Below are 17567 nucleotides of genomic sequence, written 5' to 3'. Positions count from 1 at the left end.
GGCAGTGCGCCCGCGGGGCCCTCTTCGGGGGCTCACGCCCTGATCAGTACGCGGAGCCGGACGCGCCCAGGGAACCCGTCGGGTGCCAGACCGTCTTGGTCTCCAGGAACGCCGTCAGGCGGTGGGTGCCGGGGGGCTCCGTGAAATCCACAGCCTGTGGACGCAGTACGCGCTTCAGGTTGTCCGCCGCGGCGATCTCCAGCTCCTTCGCCAGCGACTCGTCCGCACCCGTCAGGTCGATCGCGTTGACGTCCTGGTGCGCGGCCAGCGGGGCCGCGATCTCGGCCGTACGGCCCGAGAGGACGTTGACCACACCGCCCGGCAGGTCGGACGTGGCCAGCACCTCGCCCAGCGACAGTGCCGGGAGCGGGGCCTTCTCGGACGCGATCACGACCGCCGTGTTGCCCGTCGCGATCACCGGCGCGATCACCGAGACCAGGCCCAGGAACGACGACTCCTGCGGGGCGAGGACGGTGACGACACCGGTCGGCTCCGGGGTGGAGAGGTTGAAGTACGGCCCCGCGACCGGGTTGGCCCCGCCCACGATCTGGCCGATCTTGTCCGTCCAGCCCGCGTACCAGACCCAGCGGTCGACGGCCGCCTCGACGACCTCGGCCGCCTTGGACTTGGACAGGCCCTCGGCGTGCGCCACCTCGTGCACGAACTGGCTCTTGCGGCCCTCCAGCATCTCGGCGACGCGGTAGAGGATCTGGCCCCGGTTGTACGCCGTCGCGCCCGACCAGCCGCCGAAGGCCTTGCGGGCCGCGACGACCGCGTCACGCGCGTCCTTGCGGGAGGAGAGCGGCGCGTTGGCGAGCCACTTGCCCTTGGAGTCGGTCACTTCGTACACCCGGCCGCTTTCGGAGCGGGGGAACTTGCCCCCGACGTACAGCTTGTAGGTCTTGAGGACACTGAGCCGATCAGACATCGAGGTACGCCTCCAGGCCGTGGCGACCGCCCTCGCGGCCGAAGCCCGACTCCTTGTAGCCGCCGAAGGGCGAGGTCGGGTCGAACTTGTTGAACGTGTTGGCCCACACCACGCCCGCGCGGAGCTTGTTGGCGACCGCGAGGATGCGGGAGCCCTTCTCCGTCCAGATGCCGGCGGACAGGCCGTACTGGCTGTTGTTGGCCTTGGCCACCGCCTCGTCGGGCGTACGGAACGTCAGCACCGAGAGCACCGGGCCGAAGATCTCGTCGCGGGCGATGGTGTGCGCCTGCGTGACATTGGTGAACAGCGTGGGCGCGAACCAGTAACCGGTGGGCGGGAGTTCGCACGGGGGGGACCAGCGCTCGGCGCCCTCCGCCTCGCCCTGGTCGGCCAGCGTGGTGATACGGGCCAGCTGCTCGGCCGAGTTGATCGCGCCGATGTCGGTGTTCTTGTCCAGCGGGTCGCCCAGGCGCAGCGTCGACAGGCGGCGCTTGAGGGAGTCGAGCAGCTCGTCGGCGATCGACTCCTGGACCAGCAGACGCGAGCCCGCGCAGCAGACCTGGCCCTGGTTGAAGAAGATGCCGCCGACGATGCCCTCGACGGCCTGGTCGATGGGGGCGTCGTCGAAGACGATGTTCGCGCCCTTGCCGCCCAGCTCCAGGGTGACCTTCTTGGAGGTGCCCGCGACCTGGCGCGCGATGGCCTTGCCGACGGCGGTCGAGCCGGTGAAGGCGACCTTGTTGACGTCCGGGTGCTCGACGAGCGCGGCGCCCGTGTCCCCGTAGCCGGGAAGGATGTTGACGACACCCCTCGGCAGACCCGCCTGGCGGCAGATGTCGGCGAAGAACAGCGCGGAGAGCGGGGTCGTCTCGGCCGGCTTGAGGACGACCGTGTTGCCGGTCGCGAGCGCCGGAGCGATCTTCCACGCCAGCATGAGCAGCGGGAAGTTCCACGGAATGACCTGCCCGGCGACGCCGAGCGGCGCCGGGTTCGGGCCGTATCCGGCGTGGTCGAGCTTGTCGGCCCAGCCCGCGTAGTAGAAGAAGTGCGCGGCGACCAGGGGCAGATCCGCGTCGCGGGTCTCCTTGATCGGCTTGCCGTTGTCCAGCGTCTCCAGGACGGCCAGCTCACGGCTCCGCTCCTGGATGATCCGGGCGATGCGGAACAGGTACTTGGCGCGCTCGGAGCCGGGCAGCGCCGACCACTTCTCGAAGGCCTTGCGGGCCGCCTTCACCGCACGGTCCACGTCCTCGGCGCCCGCCTGGGCGATCTCCGAGAGAACCTCCTCGGTGGACGGCGAGACGGTCTTGAAGACCCTGCCGTCGGCGGCCTCGGTGAACTCGCCGTCGATGAACAGGCCGTACGACGGGGCGATGTCGACGACGGAGCGGGACTCGGGCGCCGGTGCGTACTCGAATGCAGAAGTCTGCTTGTCCATGGTCATGGGGTCTCAGTCCACCGTCACGTAGTCGGGGCCGGAGTAGCGGCCGGTCGCCAGCTTCTGGCGCTGCATGAGCAGGTCGTTCAGCAGCGAGGAGGCACCGAAGCGGAACCAGTGGTTGTCCAGCCAGTCCTCGCCCGCGGTCTCGTTGACCAGCACCAGGAACTTGATGGCGTCCTTGGTGGTGCGGATGCCGCCCGCGGGCTTCACGCCCACCTGGACACCGGTCTGCGCGCGGAAGTCGCGCACCGCCTCCAGCATCAGCAGCGTGTTGGCCGGGGTGGCGTTGACCGCGACCTTGCCGGTCGAGGTCTTGATGAAATCGGCTCCGGCCATCATGCCGATCCAGGAGGCGCGGCGGATGTTGTCGTACGTCGACAGCTCACCGGTCTCGAAGATCACCTTGAGGCGTGCGGAGCCGCACTCGGCCTTCACGGCCGCGATGAGCTCGAAGGTCTCCAGGTACCGCCCGGCGAGGAAGGCCCCGCGGTCGATCACCATGTCGATCTCGTCGGCGCCCGCGGCAACGGCGTCACGGACGTCCGCGAGCTTCACGGGGAGCGCGGCGCGGCCGGCCGGGAAGGCGGTGGCGACGGAGGCGACCTTCACGTCCGCGCCGTTCAGGGCGGCCTTGGCGGTGGCCACCATGTCCGGGTAGACGCAGACCGCGGCGGTCTTCGGGGTCGTACGGTCGGTCGGGTCGGGGTGGACGGCCTTGGCGGCGAGGGCCCGGACCTTGCCGGGGGTGTCCGCGCCTTCGAGCGTCGTCAGGTCGATCATGGAAATGGCCAGATCGATGGCGTACGCCTTGGCCGTGGTCTTGATCGAGCGCGTGCCGAGCGCCGCGGCGCGAGCCTCCAGGCCGACGGCGTCGACGCCGGGCAGCCCGTGGAGGAAGCGACGCAGCGTGCTGTCGGACGCGGTCACGTCGGCGAGTGGAGTACCTCCCACGCCGAAGGCCGTGGGGGAGGATGCAGTGGGCATGGTCACCAGTCGAGCATATCTACGCGCGTAGCGACCTGTACAGCCCTCCGCTTTCCGAGGGGGCGAAGCCGCAGGTGGACACGGGTGAGGTGAGTCCTGTCACACGCCTGTGACACGGAACGGATCACTCCTGTACGCAAGATCATTAAATTTTTTCTTGCAGCCCCGCCCCACCTCACACGGCCCCACTCCGAACGAGCAGGCGGCATGCGGCTCTCCTCATCCAACCGCCTGATTCACAGGAGTCGTTATGCGCACCGCCCTTCGCACCGCCATCGCCACCGCCGTCCTCGCCGGCGTCGCGATCACCCCGGCCCTCACCGCCGGATCCGCCTTCGCCGCGGACGGCACGGCGCCGGCCGTCGCCGCGCCCACCCCGGAGCGCGAGCACGTCCGCACCGACGAGCTCCTCGACGGGGTGACCGCCGAGGTCTACAAGACCGGCAAGGGTGCGTTCGTCGCCGAGTTCTTCCTGGGCAAGCAGCCGCTCGGCAGCCTGACCAGCGCGAAGCACACGGTTCAGGGCCAGTTCCTCCGGGTGGGCGTGGAATTCTTCCCGGACGGGTCCATCATCAGCGTCCGGACCGTCGACGGGCTGCCCCAGGGCGAGATCATCCTCAACCGGAGCTTCGGCAAGGGCCTGTTCGTCCGCGTCTACACCCGGGAGCCGGGCCGCTACGTCGCCACCATCACGGAGAACGGCTCGCACGAGCTGAGCCGGCTGTTCGCGGGCGGCGGCAAGGAGGGCCGCGCCACGGTCAAGGGCATCGAGTTCGTCCTGCACGCCGACGGCAGCGTCACCAGCAAGGAGCTGGTCGACGGCAAGGGCACCCTCGTACGCACCGAGAAGCTCTCCGACGGCACTGTCGTCAAGATCTACAAGTTCAACGACTACCACCACCGCGCCGAGTCCTTCCTGAACGGCCGCTCCATCGGTGTCCTCGACGCCGCCTCCCGACCGGTGGCCGCCCAGAACAACGGCAGCTTCCTGGTGCTCTACCCGCACGGCAACACGCTGCACTGGACCGGCAACTCCGTCCCGGGCGGCAAGCCGGGACGGTACAAGCTGGCCAACGGCACGGTTCTCGAACTGGCCAAGAAGAACGGCCGGTTCGGTCTCCAGCGGATCGAGAACGGCAAGGGCAGCGGCTTCTTCTACGTCGACGGCGCCCGCAGCGTCTTCCACTACGACGAGGAGAAGACGGTGGTCGTCATCGAGCGGGACGGCAGCTTCAGCAGCTACCACGTCGGTGGCAAGAAGCAGGGCGCTCCGGTCTTCATCGGCACGGGCACCGGTACCGCCCCGGCCACCCCCGCGGGCCCGTCCGACAAGGCGCCCCAGGGAAGCACCTCCCAGACGTCCGTCGTCCCGCGCGGCGGTGTCGCGGCCGGCGCCGAGCTCGGCGAGGACGGCGGCGACGGCACCCTGATCGCGGCCGGCGCGGGCGCGGCCTCCCTCGCCGCGGCGGGGCTCGGCTTCGTCGTCCTGCGCCGCCGTGCGGCGGGCGCGCGCGGCTGACCCACGCCGCCGCGGCCCGGTCCCACCGGCCGGCCGCACCAAGGCTGCCCGGCCTCCTGGGCCGGGCACCCCCTGCCCATGACCCGAGCAGGAGCATCACCCCACCCCTGGCGGGCCGTCGCACCCCATGCGGCGGCCCGCCCACCTCGTTCGCAGGAGCCACCCATGAGGCACCGCCTCGTCGCCCCGCTGCTCGCCCTCGCCGCGGCGGCCTCCCTGACCGGCTGCGGCGCGGACGGTGAACACCCTCCCGCCACCCCACCCGCGCACATCGCCCCGGCGGTCGGGGCGCCCCCGAAGCCGCGGGCCGTCCAGCCGCTGCCCGCTTCCAAGCCGGTACGGGTGCGGGTGCCCGCCGCGGGCGTGGACACCGGACCCGTACTGGAACTCGGCCTCGCCGCCGACGGCACCGTCGAGGTCCCCTCCGTCGCCGACGCCGACCGGATCGGCTGGTACGACAAGGGCGTCACGCCCGGCGAGAAGGGCCCCGCCGTCCTGATCGGCCACTTCGACACCGCCAAGGGGCCGGCGGTGCTCAAGAACGTGTCCAGAATCAAAATCGGTGACGTCATCAGCGTCTCGCGCGCCGACGGCACCACCGCCGATTTCCGGGTCCGGGAGCTGGAGCAGGTCGGCAAGAAGACGTTCCCCACCCGGAAGGTCTACGGCGACACGACCCGCCCCGAGCTGCGCCTGATCACCTGCGGCGGGGATCTGGTCGACGGCCACCGCCCCGACAACATCATCGTGTACGCCGATCTCACCCCTCGGACGGCGTGAGGCAGAATCGGCACCATGACGAGCCCCCAGCAGCCCGAGCCGAGCGAACCGAGCGAGCCGGCCTACGCCGACCGTGTCTTCCGGTCGCCCTTCGGAATCGCGGGCGGCGTCCTGCTGCTCGCCATCGCCGCCTGGATCGGCGGTGACGCCCTCGTCAACGGCGAGGGGCGCACTCCCTGGATCGCGCTCGCGGTCCTGCTGCTCGCGGTGCCGCTGATCGTCGCCTTCACCGTCCGGCCGGCGGTGTTCGCCAACGACGACCGGCTGCGGGTGCGCAATCCGTTCCGCACGCTCGTCCTGCCGTGGAGCACGGTCGCCGACGTCCGCGCCGGTTACTCCAGTGAGGTGCTGACCCGGGACGGGACGAAGTACCAGCTCTGGTCCATCCCGGTCTCGCTGCGCCAGCGCAAGCGCGCCGCCCGCAAGCAGGCCCAGCGTGCGCAGGACGACCCGCACGGGCGCACGTCCGTCCACGCGGACGTCACCGACACCGCGGCCCGCATGGCGCCGGCCGACCGCACGGTCGCCGAACTCCGCGACCAGGCGGAGCACTCCGCGACGCGCCCCGGCGCCCAGGGCGAGATCCAGATCCGCTGGGCGTACGAGGTCATCGGCCCGGCGGTGGCGGGACTGGTCGTGCTGCTGGTCCTGCTGGCGACCGGCTGAGGTCCCTCACGGCCCTTCCGGGTCCCTCATGCTCCCTCGCGGTTCCTCACGGCGGGCCCGGCCACACCAGGAGCATGGAGCCGCCCAGCCATGCCGATGTCAGGGCCGCCGCGGTCAGGACCAGGGCCGCCACATGGGCGCGGGCCCGGGAGACCGCCAGGGCCAGCGGGAGCAGCAGGGGGAAGCCGGGCAGCAGGAACCGGGCGCGGGGGAAGTACACGCCTCCGCTGCCCAGGACCACCAGCAGCAGCACGCCCGTGAAGACCAGGAGGGCCATCGGCTGGCGGTCGGCCAGGCAGAGCAGGTACAGGGCGACCGACGTCACGAGCACCACGGACACCACCACCAGGAACAGATACGGGGCCTTGCCGTAGACCAGGTGGTCCCGCAGTTCGTCCAGGGTCCGCGTGCCGCCGTCCCATTCGTTGCGCCAGAGCCTCTGGACGGCGAAGTAGCCGTCCCAGCGCCCGAGCCGCAGGGCCACCCACCCCACGTATCCCAGCCAGCCCAGAGGGGCGATCGCCGCCGCGAGCAGGGCGGCCCGCTCGCGGCGGCAGGCGAGGAGGCCGGCTGCCGCCACCGCCGCCGCCACCGCGATGCCCGTCGGCCGGGTCAGTCCGGCCAGGACCGCGAAGGCGCCGGCCCAGAGCCACCGCTCCTCCAGCACCGCGTGCAGCGCCCACGCCGCCAGGGCCGTGAACAGGGACTCGGTGTAGCCCATCCACTGGACGACGCCGACCGGCATCGCGCCCCACAGCAGGGCGAGGACGGCCCCGGCCCGCCGTCCGTACAGCCGGTCGCCGACCGCGAAGACGCCCCAGGCGGCGGCCAGCGAGCAGACGACCGCGAGAACGAGCCCCACCGAGGCCCGCGAGCCGGGCGTCACCGCGGCGACGGCCTTGATCAGAGCGGGGTAGAGCGGGAAGAACGCGAGGTTGTTGTGGTCGAGACGGGTGCCCAGCTCGTCCGTGTACCCGCGGTCGGCGATCTCCAGGTACCAGTTGGAGTCCCAGGACGAGGCCAGGACCGGCCAGAGGCCGTGGCCCTTCAGATGCGTCCAGCGGGCCAGTACCAGCAGCCCCAGGAGGCGTACGGCGAAATGGCCGAGCAGCGCGGGCGCCGCGTGCCGCAGGGCGCCGCGCACCCGCTGCGGCACGCCGCCGCCGCCGCGCGGTGGCGAGGGGGTGCGGCAGGCCGGGACGGTGGGGTGGGCAACGATGACCGGGGGCACTGAGGCGGCTCCAGGGGCTCGGCGTGCGATACCGGATGTCACCCTCGCCCCCGCCGCCCGGACGGGCACGGAACCTGCCTCGACCGCCCAAGGGAATTCACCCGTCCGGGAGCGCGGCCCGGCGCGGAACAGCGGAAAAGGGCGCGGAACAGCGGGAAAAGGGGTGTGCCCGTACGGAAGGACTCCGTACGGGCACACCCCCGGCGCGCGCCGTCAGATGCCGGCGGCGGCCGCCAGGTCGCGCTTGATGTCCGTCAGCACCCGCGTTCCAGTCGCCCGCGCCGGCGTCAGCTCGCTCGCGTCGTTCACCGGGATGACGACCTCCAGGTAGCACTTCAGCTTCGGCTCGGTGCCGCTGGGGCGGACGATCACCCGGGCCTTGAACTCGCCCTCGAGGTAGTACCGCAGACCGTCCGTCGGCGGCAGCGCAGGCGACCCCTCGGTCAGGTCCTCCGCCTTCACGACGGTGAGCCCGGCCAGCGAGACCGGCGGCCGCTCGCGCAGGCGCCGCATGGCGTCGGCGATCACACTCAGGTCCTCCACCCGCACCGACAGCTGGTCGGTGGCGTGCAGCCCGTGCGCGACCGCGAGGTCGTCGAGCAGGTCCGTGAGGGTGCGGCCCTGCTCCTTCAGCACGGACGTCAGCTCGGCGACCGCCAGGGCCGCCGTGATGCCGTCCTTGTCGCGCACGCCCTCGGGGTCGACGCAGTAGCCCAGCGCCTCCTCGTAGCCGTAGCGCAGGCCCTCCACGCGGGCGATCCACTTGAAGCCGGTCAGCGTCTCCTCGTGGCCGACGCCGGCCGCCTCGGCGATCCGGCCCAGCAGCGACGACGACACGATCGACTCGGCGAACACGCCCCGGGCGCCCTTGTGCACCAGGTGCGCCGCGAGCAGCGCGCCGACCTCGTCACCGCGGAGCATGCGCCAGCCGCCCTCGACGCCGTCGTCGGGAACCGCCACCGCGCAGCGGTCCGCGTCCGGGTCGTTGGCGATCACGATGTCCGGATCCACCGCGCGGGCGGCCTCGAACGCCAGGTCCATGGCGCCCGGCTCCTCCGGGTTGGGGAAGGCGACCGTCGGGAACGCCGGGTCCGGATCGGCCTGCTCGGCCACCAGCGCGGGCGGCGGGAACCCCGCCCGGTCGAAGGCGGCCGTCAGGACCTCCTTGCCGACGCCGTGCATGGCCGTGTAGACGACGCGGGCGGTGCGCGGGGAGCCGGGGGTCAGGACGGCGTCCGTACGCGCCAGGTAGGCCTCCAGGACCTCGTCTCCGAGGGTCTCCCAGCCGCTGGACGCGCGCGGCACGTCGGCCAGGGCCCGGACGGCCGCGATCTCGGCGGCGATCTCCGCGTCGGCGGGCGGCACGATCTGCGAGCCGTCGCCGAGGTAGACCTTGTAGCCGTTGTCGCGCGGCGGGTTGTGGCTGGCGGTGACCTCGACGCCGGCGACGGCGCCCAGGTGCCTTATGGCATACGCGAGGACGGGCGTCGGCAGCGGGCGCGGCAGTACCGCCGCGCGCAGCCCGGCGCCCACCATCACGGCGGCGGTGTCCAGGGCGAAGTCCTCGGACTTGTAGCGCGCGTCGTAGCCGATGACGACCAGACCCCCGCTCTGGCCCTTGGCCTTCAGATACGCGGCGAGTCCGGCGGCGGCCCGGATGACGACCGAACGGTTCATGCGCATCGGCCCGGCGCCCAGCTCGCCGCGCAGCCCGGCCGTGCCGAACTGCAGCGTGCCGCCGAACCGGACGGTCAGTTCGTCCAGGTCCCGCGATTCGATGAGCTTCGCCAGCTCGTCGCGGGTCTCGCTGTCCGGGTCCTCGGCCAGCCACGCCTCGGCTCGCGCGATGAGGTCCTGCTGCACGGTGGTCTGCCTCCTGGTGTCGTACGGGTGTCAGGGGTACGCGTACCCCGCCGGGCGTGATGCGCCTCAGGGCCCAAGGGCCCACTCTGCCCCCGCCGCGCCGCCCGGAGCGGCTCGCCACGCGCCGGGGCGGACGCCTCCGCCCGCCCCGGGCCCGGAACCGGGTGCGGCCGGGCCCCCGGTCGCCGGACCGGGGACCCGGCCGTACGGGGCCCGGGACCGGTGAGGCCCGGGCCGGCGGCGCGAGGGGCGGGAGAGGGCTCCGACGGAGGCTCCGCCCGAGGGAGCTCCGGCGGAGAGTCCGGATCCGGGGAGGACCCGGATCCGGAGGGAACTCAGATCCGGTCGAGCACGCGGGTCAGCAGCTCGCCCATGCGGGCGGCGGAGTCGCGGCCGGCCTGCAGGACCTCTTCGTGGTTGAGGGGCTCGCCGGAGAGGCCCGCTGCCAGGTTGGTGACGAGGGAGATGCCCAGCACCTCGGCGCCCGCCTCACGGGCCGCGATGGCCTCGAGGACGGTGGACATGCCGACCAGGTCGCCGCCGAGCACACGGACCATGTTGATCTCGGCCGGGGTCTCGTAGTGCGGCCCGGGGAACTGCACGTACACGCCCTCTTCGAGGGTCTCGTCGACCTCCTTGCACAGCGCGCGCAGCCGCGGCGAGTACAGGTCGGTCAGGTCGACAAAGTTCGCGCCGATGATCGGCGAGGCGGCCGTCAGGTTGATGTGGTCGCTGATGAGCACCGGCTGGCCGGGGCGCATGCCCTCGCGCAGACCGCCGCAGCCGTTGGTCAGCACGACGGTCTTGCAGCCCGCGGCGACGGCGGTGCGCACACCGTGCGAGACGGCGGCCACGCCGCGGCCCTCGTAGAAGTGCGTACGGCCCAGGAAGACCAGGACGCGCTTGTCGCCGATCTTGTACGAGCGGATCTTGCCGCCGTGGCCCTCGACGGCGGGCGGGGGGAAGCCGGGCAGCTCGGTGACGGGGAACTCGGCCTCGGGAGCGCCGAGCGCGTCGACGGCCGGCGCCCAGCCGGAGCCCATCACCAGGGCGACGTCGTGGGTCTCGGCGCCGGTCAGCTCGCGCAGACGCGCGGCGGCGGCGTCGGCGGCGGTGCGGGGGTCGCCCAGGGTGTTGTCCGGGGTGGCAGATGCGTTCACTGAGTCTCTCGCCTCGGGAAGTGACGTCGTCCCGGCACGCGGTCTGGCCGGCCGGGGCCCGGGGACGGCCCCGGGAGGTTCTTCGTACGCGCAAGAGCGTAGCCCGAGATTGCCTACGCGCGTAGATGACGATGCTGACGGACATGCGATCGTTGTCTTGTCGATTCCCACGAATGCCTCGTGATGAGGTGCGCGGTACATCTCACAGTCCGAGACCGTCCGAGACCGTCCGAGACCGGGCAGGAACCGTCGAGACCCTCCGAGACCCGCCGACAGGAGTGAAAACCGGCGGACAGCGGCCGTGAGCGGGGGGGGGGGGCGGGTCCGGCGGCGCACGGCTAGCAGGGGCGCTTGCGCAGTTCCATCACGTAGTCGTGCGGCGCGCCCGCCGAGTCCGCCGCGTCGGCGATCTCGCCCAAGTAGCGGGCGGACGGCAGCCCGCCCTCGTAGCCGTTGAGGACGTAGACCCAGGCCGGCTCCTCGCCGTCCAGCGTGTCCACGCGGATCCGCATCCGGCGGTAGATGTCGAGGCCGACACCCTCCCACCGGTCCATGGAGTCCTCGTCCATCGGCGCGATGTCGTAGAGCGCGACGAAGACCTGGGAGCGCGGTGCCTCCACGATCGTGGCCAGCGCGCCCTCCCAGCCCATCTGCTCGCCGCCGAAAGTCAGCCGCCAGCCGTTGAGCCACCCGGTGCCGCGCAGCGGTGAATGGGGTGCGCGGCGGCTCATCAGCCGCGCGTCGAGGTTGCCGGCGTACGCGGCGTAGAGCGACATGTGATCGAGGGTACGGGAGGGGACGCCGTGCGCGCCGAAGCGGAGGAAGCCCGGATGGAGCCCCGGGGGCGAGACTGCTTGAAGCGTGCGGGACAATGGAGTACGCACTGCAGCCCAGCGGGGTCACCCCCCGGCAGAACGAGAGCGCGAGGCGTACCACGTGACCCGGATCGTGATCATCGGCGGCGGACCCGGCGGATACGAGGCTGCCCTCGTGGGCGCCCAGCTCGGCGCGGAGGTGACCGTCGTGGACTGCGACGGCCTCGGCGGCGCGTCCGTCCTGACCGACTGCGTACCCTCGAAGACCCTCATCGCGACGGCCGAGGTGATGACCACCTTCGACTCCTCGTACGAGGAGCTGGGCATCATCGTCGCCGATGACACCCCCCACATCGAGCAGGCGGCGCGCGTCGTCGGCGTCGATCTCGGCAAGGTCAACCGACGGGTGAAGCGCCTCGCGCTGGCCCAGTCCCACGACATCACCGCCTCCGTCACGCGGGCCGGCGCCCGGGTCCTGCGCGGCCGCGGCCGGCTGTCGGGCCGGCAGGCGATGGACGGCTCGCGCCAGGTGATCGTGCGCTCCGCCGACGGCACGGAGGAGACGCTCACCGCCGACGCCGTGCTGATCGCGACCGGCGGCCACCCGCGCGAGATCCCCGACGCGCAGCCGGACGGCGAGCGGATCCTGAACTGGACCCAGGTCTACGACCTCACCGAGCTCCCCGAGGAGCTCATCGTGGTCGGTTCCGGTGTGACGGGCGCCGAGTTCGCGGGCGCCTACCAGGCCCTCGGATCGCGGGTCACGCTCGTCTCCTCGCGCGACCGGGTGCTCCCCGGCGAGGACCCGGACGCGGCCGCCGTCCTGGAGGACGTCTTCCGGCGCCGGGGCATGAACGTCATGGCCCGCTCCCGCGCCGAGTCCGCCAAACGGGTCGGCGACCGGGTGGAGGTCACCCTTTCCGACGGCCGCGTCATCTCCGGCACGCACTGCCTGATGGCCGTCGGCGCCATCCCCAACTCGGCCGGGATGGGCCTGGAGGAGGCCGGGGTCCGGCTCAAGGACTCGGGCCACATCTGGACCGACAAGGTCTCCCGCACGACCGCGCCGGGCGTGTACGCGGCCGGTGACGTCACCGGAGTCTTCGCGCTGGCCTCGGTCGCCGCGATGCAGGGCCGGATCGCGATGTACCACTTCCTGGGCGACGCGGTCGCCCCGCTCAACCTCAAGACGGTCTCCTCGAACGTCTTCACCGACCCGGAGATCGCCACCGTCGGCTACACGCAGGCCGACGTCGACGGCGGCAAGATCGACGCCCGCGTCGTCAAGCTGCCGCTGCTGCGCAACCCGCGCGCCAAGATGCAGGGCATCCGGGACGGTTTCGTGAAGCTGTTCTGCCGTCCGGGTACGGGGATCGTCGTCGGCGGCTGTGTCGTCGCCCCGCGCGCGAGCGAGCTGATCCACCCGATCTCGATCGCGGTCGACAACAATCTGACCGTCGAGCAGATCGCGAACGCCTTCACCGTGTACCCGTCCCTGTCGGGCTCGATCGCCGAGGTCGCACGGCAGTTGCACACCCGCAAGGCCACCGGCGAGGCGTGACCCGGCCGCCCGGGGCGGCGAAGAGCCGGTAAGTCCTGACACGTGCGGGGCCGTCCATACCACTTGGCGGCCCCGTCCGTGCACAACTTCGCTTATTCGGCGCAAACTGCTGAAAAGTATCGGCCGCTGGGGTTACTGTCAGTTTCGTGTTCGCTGCAGAACGTCGTCAATTGATCCTCGAAATGGTGCGAGCCAACGGGGCCGTGTCGCTCCGTGAGCTCGCCCGCGTAGTCCAGACCTCCGAAGTGACCGTACGGCGGGACGTGCGGGCGCTGGAGGCAGAAGGACTCCTCGACCGCCGGCACGGCGGTGCGGTACTGCCGGGCGGCTTCACGCGAGAATCCGGCTTTCCGCAGAAATCCCATCTCGCGACGGCGGAGAAGACGGCCATCGCCGATCTCGCCGCGAGCCTCGTCGAAGAGGGCGAGGCCATCGTGGTCGGCGCCGGAACGACCACGCAGGAGCTGGCCCGCCGGCTCGCGAGGATCCCCGGACTGACCGTCGTCACCAACTCCCTGCTGGTGGCACAGGCCCTGGCCCACGCCAACCGCGTGGAGGTCGTCATGACCGGCGGCACCCTGCGCGGCTCCAACTACGCGCTGGTGGGCAGCGGGGCCGAGCAGTCCCTGCAGGGCCTTCGGGTCTCGCGGGCGTTCCTCTCCGGGAGCGGACTCACCGCGGAGCGCGGCCTGTCCACGTCCAACATGCTCTCCGCGAGCGTGGACCGGGCGCTGGTGCAGGCGGCGGCGGAGGTCGTGGTGCTGGCCGACCACACCAAGCTCGGCACCGACACCATGTTCCAGACGGTGCCGACGGATGTGATCACCCGGCTGGTGACGGACGAGCCCCCGGTGCACGACGACCGCGCGGCCACGGAGTTGCAGGCGCTGGCCGACCAGGGCGTGCAGATCGCGGTGGCGGGACCGGGACCCGCGGAAGCGGCCCCGCCGGGGCGCCAGCCCCGCCGGGACGTTCCCCTCCCAGGCCAGCGCGCCCGGCACCCGGGCGAGCGGCTGAGGAGTGCGGCCACGGCGTCCCTGGCCCCGGAGCCGGCCCAGGAGAGGGCACGGGTGGCGGACCTGCGCCGCCGCTGAGGTCGCGGGGGTGCCCCGGGCTTCCCTGGGGAGACGCCGGCGGCAGCCGTGCGCCACGGGCCCGCGACCCTGCCGCAGTAGGACGGCTCGGGTCCGCTCAAGGGCTCGCGAGCGGGAGGGGCCGTGGAGCCGCGTCGCACCGGCCGGTTTCAGCCCGGGCACCGCTGCGGTCTTACGGCTTGAGGCCCCGCAGGGTCAGGGCCAGCAGTCGGTCCGCCAAGTCGCGGTCAGCCGGGTTCTGTTCCGCCGCCAGAGCGATCGCGTTCGTCAGCTGCATCAGATCGCCGATCGACACGTCCGCGCGGACCGCGCCCGCCTCCTGGGCACGCACCAGCAGGCGCTCGCCCGCCGCGCGCATCGGCACACTGCACTGCGAGAGCGCCGAACTCTCGTCGTACGACGCCGACATGAGCGCCCGGGCCAAGCCCCGGTACTCACTCGCATGAGTGACGATGGCGCGCAGCCACTCCACCAGGGCCGTGCACGGCTCTTCGGCCGCCGCGAGGTCGCGGGAGCGCTGGAGGAGGGCCGTCAGGGCCTCCTGGAAGACCGCGTTCATCAGCGCGTGACGGTTGGGGAAGTGCCGGTACAGCGTGCCGATCCCGACGCCCGCGCGGCGCGCCACGTCCTCCAGGGAGGCGTCCGTGCCGTGTTCCGCGAAGGCCGCGCGAGCCTCGTCGACGAGCCGTTCGTAATTGCGGCGCGCGTCGGCACGCATGGGCCGCGTCACACCCGTCGTACCCGCCATGGTCACGGCCTCCTCCCTCCGGCTCCTTCCAGGATGCCATCGTGCCTACGCCGAGGGGCCCGCAGGCTGTCCGGCCTGCGGGCCCCTTGTGCGTACGTGACGCCGGCGCGGCCGGACGTCAGTCCTTGATCTCGCAGATCGCCGCGCCGGAGGTGACCGACCCGCCGACCTCGGCCGTGAGTCCCTTGACCGTGCCGGAGCGGTGCGCGTTCAGCGGCTGCTCCATCTTCATCGCCTCGAGGACGACGATCAGGTCGCCCTCCTTGACCTCCTGGCCCTCCTCGACGGCGACCTTGACGATCGTGCCCTGCATCGGGGACGCCAGGGTGTCACCGGAAGCGGCGGCCGACGACTTCTTCGCCGCGCGGCGCTTCGGCTTCGCACCGGCCGCGAGGCCCGTACGCGCGAGGGTCATGCCGAGCGAGGACGGCAGCGAGACCTCGAGACGCTTGCCGCCGACCTCGACGACGATCGTCTCGCGGCCGCTCTCGTCCTCGTCCGCGTCGGCGACACCGGTCGAGAACGGCTTGATCTCGTTGACGAACTCGGTCTCGATCCAGCGGGTGTGGATCCGGAAGGGGTCCGCGGTGAACGCCGGGTCGACGACGACGGCCTGGTGGAAGGGGATGGCGGTGGCCATGCCCTCCACCTTGAACTCCGCCAGGGCGCGCGCCGCGCGCTGCAGGGCCTGCTGACGCGTCGCGCCCGTCACGATGAGCTTGGCGAGGAGCGAGTCCCACGCCGGGCCGATGACGGAGCCGGACTCGACACCCGCGTCCAGACGGACACCGGGGCCGGACGGCGGGTCGAAGGTCGTGACCGTACCGGGGGCCGGCAGGAAGCCGCGGCCCGGGTCCTCGCCGTTGATACGGAACTCGAAGGAGTGCCCGCGCACGGCCGGGTCGCCGTAGCCGAGCTCCTCGCCGTCGGCGATCCGGAACATCTCACGGACCAGGTCGATACCGGTGACCTCCTCGGTGACCGGGTGTTCCACCTGGAGACGCGTGTTGACCTCCAGGAAGGAGATCGTGCCGTCGGCACCGACGAGGAACTCCACCGTGCCGGCGCCGACATAGCCGGCCTCCTTGAGGATGGCCTTCGACGCGGCGTACAGCTGGGCGTTCTGCTCCTCGCTCAGGAAGGGCGCGGGGGCCTCCTCCACGAGCTTCTGGTGGCGGCGCTGGAGCGAGCAGTCACGGGTCGACACGACGACGACGTTGCCGTGGCTGTCGGCCAGGCACTGGGTCTCGACGTGGCGGGGCTTGTCCAGGTACCGCTCGACGAAGCACTCGCCCCGGCCGAACGCGGCGACGGCCTCGCGGACCGCCGAGTCGTACAGCTCCGGAACCTCTTCCAGCGTCCGGGCGACCTTCAGGCCCCGGCCACCGCCACCGAAGGCGGCCTTGATCGCGATCGGCAGACCGTGCTCCTGGGCGAACGCGACGACCTCGTCGGCGCCCGAGACCGGGTCGGGGGTGCCCGCGACGAGCGGGGCACCGGCGCGCTGCGCGATGTGACGGGCCGCCACCTTGTCGCCGAGGTCGCGGATCGCCTGCGGCGGCGGGCCGATCCAGGTCAGCCCGGCGTCGAGCACGGCCTGGGCGAACTCCGCGTTCTCGGAAAGGAACCCGTATCCGGGGTGGATCGCGTCCGCCCCCGAGTCCTTCGCGGCCTGCAGCACCTTGGCCATGTCCAGATAGCTGGCGGCCGGGGTGTCACCGCCCAGGGCGAACGCCTCGTCGGCCGCGCGTACATGCAGTGCGTCCCGGTCCGGGTCGGCGTAGACGGCTACGCTGGCGATCCCGGCATCCCGGCAGGCACGGGCGACACGGACAGCGATTTCGCCACGGTTGGCGATGAGCACCTTGCGCACGATGGCTCCCTCCTTGCAGTTTTCTCCGGGGGATCGACCCCCGGACCCCCGGCCGGATCCACCCGAGCCAGGGTGCTCGACGGGTCACCGCGCCGATGACTTCCCAGAACACGCTGAGTTTAGGGACAGCCGACACGGCCTTACGACCCGTCCCCAATGGTGAGCTTCCCCACACGGAGCGTGATTCAGGACTCGCTCGGCTTGCGAAATCCCTTGTGGCACCACGGTACGCAGGGTTCGTTGACTGCACAGTAACTCTGCGGTGTGGCCAAGGTCTCTGTTGGGCCGGTCAGCGGGCGGCGGTGTTTCTTTGTGGAGTCCCTACGAATGGCTCAATGATTCTTTGCCGGTGGATCAGGCCGGTCCGGACCCTTGTCCGAAGGTTTACCCGTTAGTAGCCTGCGGGTCGTCGTCCGTACTGCAGGTAACGCAGGTTTCAGGGGGTGGCCCACGTGGCCCGCAGACCGATAGCACTCGTCACGGCGTTCGTGCTGCTCCTGGAAGCGGGGGGCATCGTGGCGATCAACGGGATCATGGCGCGGTTCGTGGACGCGCAGACGATGTCGCTGGACGGTCTGGACCCCGACGCGATGGTGACCGGTACCTGGGTGATGGGCATCGTCTCGGGCCTCTTCCTCGCCCTGTGCGCCCTGGCGGTCTTCTCCACCGGTCTGCGCGACCGCGCCCCGGCCCGGCCCGTCCGCATCCTGCTGATCGGGTGCGCGGTCGTCCACGGGGTGCTGGGCGCCGTCGCCGTGGGTCTGCTGGGCTGGACCGTCTTCGTGTACATGATGGTGGTGCTGGGGCTGATCGTGCTGACGCTGGTGGCCTACGGGACGCGGGGCACCGACGAGACGGGGTCCGGCACCGGACCCGGGGACCAGGTCGCGGCTCCGGCGTAGGC

At 71.7% G+C, this 17567-nt stretch carries 15 protein-coding genes; 6 read left to right on the top strand and 9 right to left on the bottom strand.

Annotated elements, in window-relative coordinates; genetic code table 11:
* Positions 1–43: 43 nt before the first annotated feature.
* Genes ACZ7J0_RS11135 through deoC form a run of 3 tightly spaced genes read right to left on the bottom strand, consistent with a single transcriptional unit; the run spans position 44 to position 3353 of the window.
* Positions 44–928 carry an aldehyde dehydrogenase family protein gene (locus ACZ7J0_RS11135; RefSeq protein WP_470886179.1) on the bottom strand — a complete coding sequence of 295 codons (885 nt, stop codon included), beginning with the start codon at positions 926–928 and terminating at the stop codon, positions 44–46.
* Positions 921–2366 carry an aldehyde dehydrogenase family protein gene (locus ACZ7J0_RS11130; protein ID WP_470886177.1) on the bottom strand — a complete coding sequence of 482 codons (1446 nt, stop codon included), beginning with the start codon at positions 2364–2366 and terminating at the stop codon, positions 921–923. Before ACZ7J0_RS11130 ends, ACZ7J0_RS11135 begins: the two co-directional genes overlap by 8 nt.
* 12 nt (positions 2367–2378) lie before the next feature.
* On the bottom strand, positions 2379–3353 hold the full coding sequence (gene deoC, locus ACZ7J0_RS11125; protein ID WP_470886176.1) for a deoxyribose-phosphate aldolase: 975 nt from the start codon (positions 3351–3353) through the stop codon (positions 2379–2381).
* Positions 3354–3603: 250 nt separating this feature from the next.
* Between deoC and ACZ7J0_RS11120 the strand changes: the two genes are divergently transcribed.
* The 3 genes from ACZ7J0_RS11120 to ACZ7J0_RS11110 all read left to right on the top strand — a co-directional run bounded on the left by ACZ7J0_RS11120 (position 3604) and on the right by ACZ7J0_RS11110 (position 6318).
* On the top strand, positions 3604–4872 hold the full coding sequence (locus tag ACZ7J0_RS11120; RefSeq protein ID WP_470886174.1) for a hypothetical protein: 1269 nt from the start codon (positions 3604–3606) through the stop codon (positions 4870–4872).
* Positions 4873–5037: 165 nt separating this feature from the next.
* On the top strand, positions 5038–5652 hold the full coding sequence (locus ACZ7J0_RS11115) for a class F sortase (RefSeq protein ID WP_470886173.1): 615 nt from the start codon (positions 5038–5040) through the stop codon (positions 5650–5652).
* 15 nt (positions 5653–5667) lie between these two features.
* Positions 5668–6318, top strand: a complete 651-nt coding sequence (locus tag ACZ7J0_RS11110) for a PH domain-containing protein (protein WP_470886171.1) — start codon at positions 5668–5670, stop codon at positions 6316–6318.
* 46 nt (positions 6319–6364) lie between these two features.
* Here ACZ7J0_RS11110 and ACZ7J0_RS11105 read toward each other — a convergent pair whose 3' ends face one another.
* From ACZ7J0_RS11105 to ACZ7J0_RS11090, 4 genes are all read right to left on the bottom strand, one after another.
* Positions 6365–7549 (bottom strand): glycosyltransferase 87 family protein, encoded by a 1185-nt coding sequence (locus ACZ7J0_RS11105; protein WP_470886169.1) that lies wholly within the window; start codon positions 7547–7549, stop codon positions 6365–6367.
* 213 nt (positions 7550–7762) lie between these two features.
* Entirely contained in the window at positions 7763–9412 is a 1650-nt protein-coding gene (locus ACZ7J0_RS11100; RefSeq protein ID WP_470886167.1) for a phospho-sugar mutase, read from the bottom strand.
* 335 nt (positions 9413–9747) lie between these two features.
* Positions 9748–10572: a purine-nucleoside phosphorylase gene (locus ACZ7J0_RS11095; protein ID WP_468708066.1), complete on the bottom strand. Its 825-nt coding sequence runs from the start codon at positions 10570–10572 to the stop codon at positions 9748–9750.
* A 338-nt stretch (positions 10573–10910) separates the two neighbouring features.
* Complete coding sequence (locus ACZ7J0_RS11090; RefSeq protein WP_468708064.1) at positions 10911–11348, bottom strand: gamma-glutamylcyclotransferase family protein; 438 nt, start codon at positions 11346–11348, stop codon at positions 10911–10913.
* Between the two features lie 160 nt (positions 11349–11508).
* Between ACZ7J0_RS11090 and ACZ7J0_RS11085 the strand changes: the two genes are divergently transcribed.
* Positions 11509–12948, top strand: coding sequence for an NAD(P)H-quinone dehydrogenase (locus ACZ7J0_RS11085; RefSeq protein ID WP_468708664.1), 1440 nt, complete (start codon positions 11509–11511; stop codon positions 12946–12948).
* Positions 12949–13130: 182 nt separating this feature from the next.
* Positions 13131–14042, top strand: coding sequence for a DeoR/GlpR family DNA-binding transcription regulator (locus ACZ7J0_RS11080; RefSeq protein WP_469122446.1), 912 nt, complete (start codon positions 13131–13133; stop codon positions 14040–14042).
* Positions 14043–14214: 172 nt separating this feature from the next.
* Here the strand turns inward: ACZ7J0_RS11080 and ACZ7J0_RS11075 are convergent, their stop codons facing one another.
* Both ACZ7J0_RS11075 and ACZ7J0_RS11070 read right to left on the bottom strand, forming a co-directional pair.
* The gene (locus ACZ7J0_RS11075; RefSeq protein WP_470886164.1) at positions 14215–14790 is read right to left on the bottom strand and encodes a TetR/AcrR family transcriptional regulator; all 576 of its coding nucleotides are present in this window, start codon (positions 14788–14790) and stop codon (positions 14215–14217) included.
* Positions 14791–14908: 118 nt separating this feature from the next.
* Positions 14909–16663, bottom strand: a complete 1755-nt coding sequence (locus ACZ7J0_RS11070; protein ID WP_470886162.1) for an acetyl/propionyl/methylcrotonyl-CoA carboxylase subunit alpha — start codon at positions 16661–16663, stop codon at positions 14909–14911.
* A 443-nt stretch (positions 16664–17106) separates the two neighbouring features.
* Here ACZ7J0_RS11070 and ACZ7J0_RS11065 point away from each other — a divergent pair, with 443 nt between their 5' ends.
* On the top strand, positions 17107–17565 hold the full coding sequence (locus ACZ7J0_RS11065) for a hypothetical protein (RefSeq protein ID WP_470886160.1): 459 nt from the start codon (positions 17107–17109) through the stop codon (positions 17563–17565).
* The last annotated feature ends 2 nt before the right edge of the window (positions 17566–17567 follow it).

It is taken from the genome of Streptomyces sp. NPDC038280 (assembly GCF_055600045.1).
The sequence above is the reverse complement of the archived record's forward strand: the minus strand, read 5'-3'. Positions and strand labels throughout refer to the sequence as shown.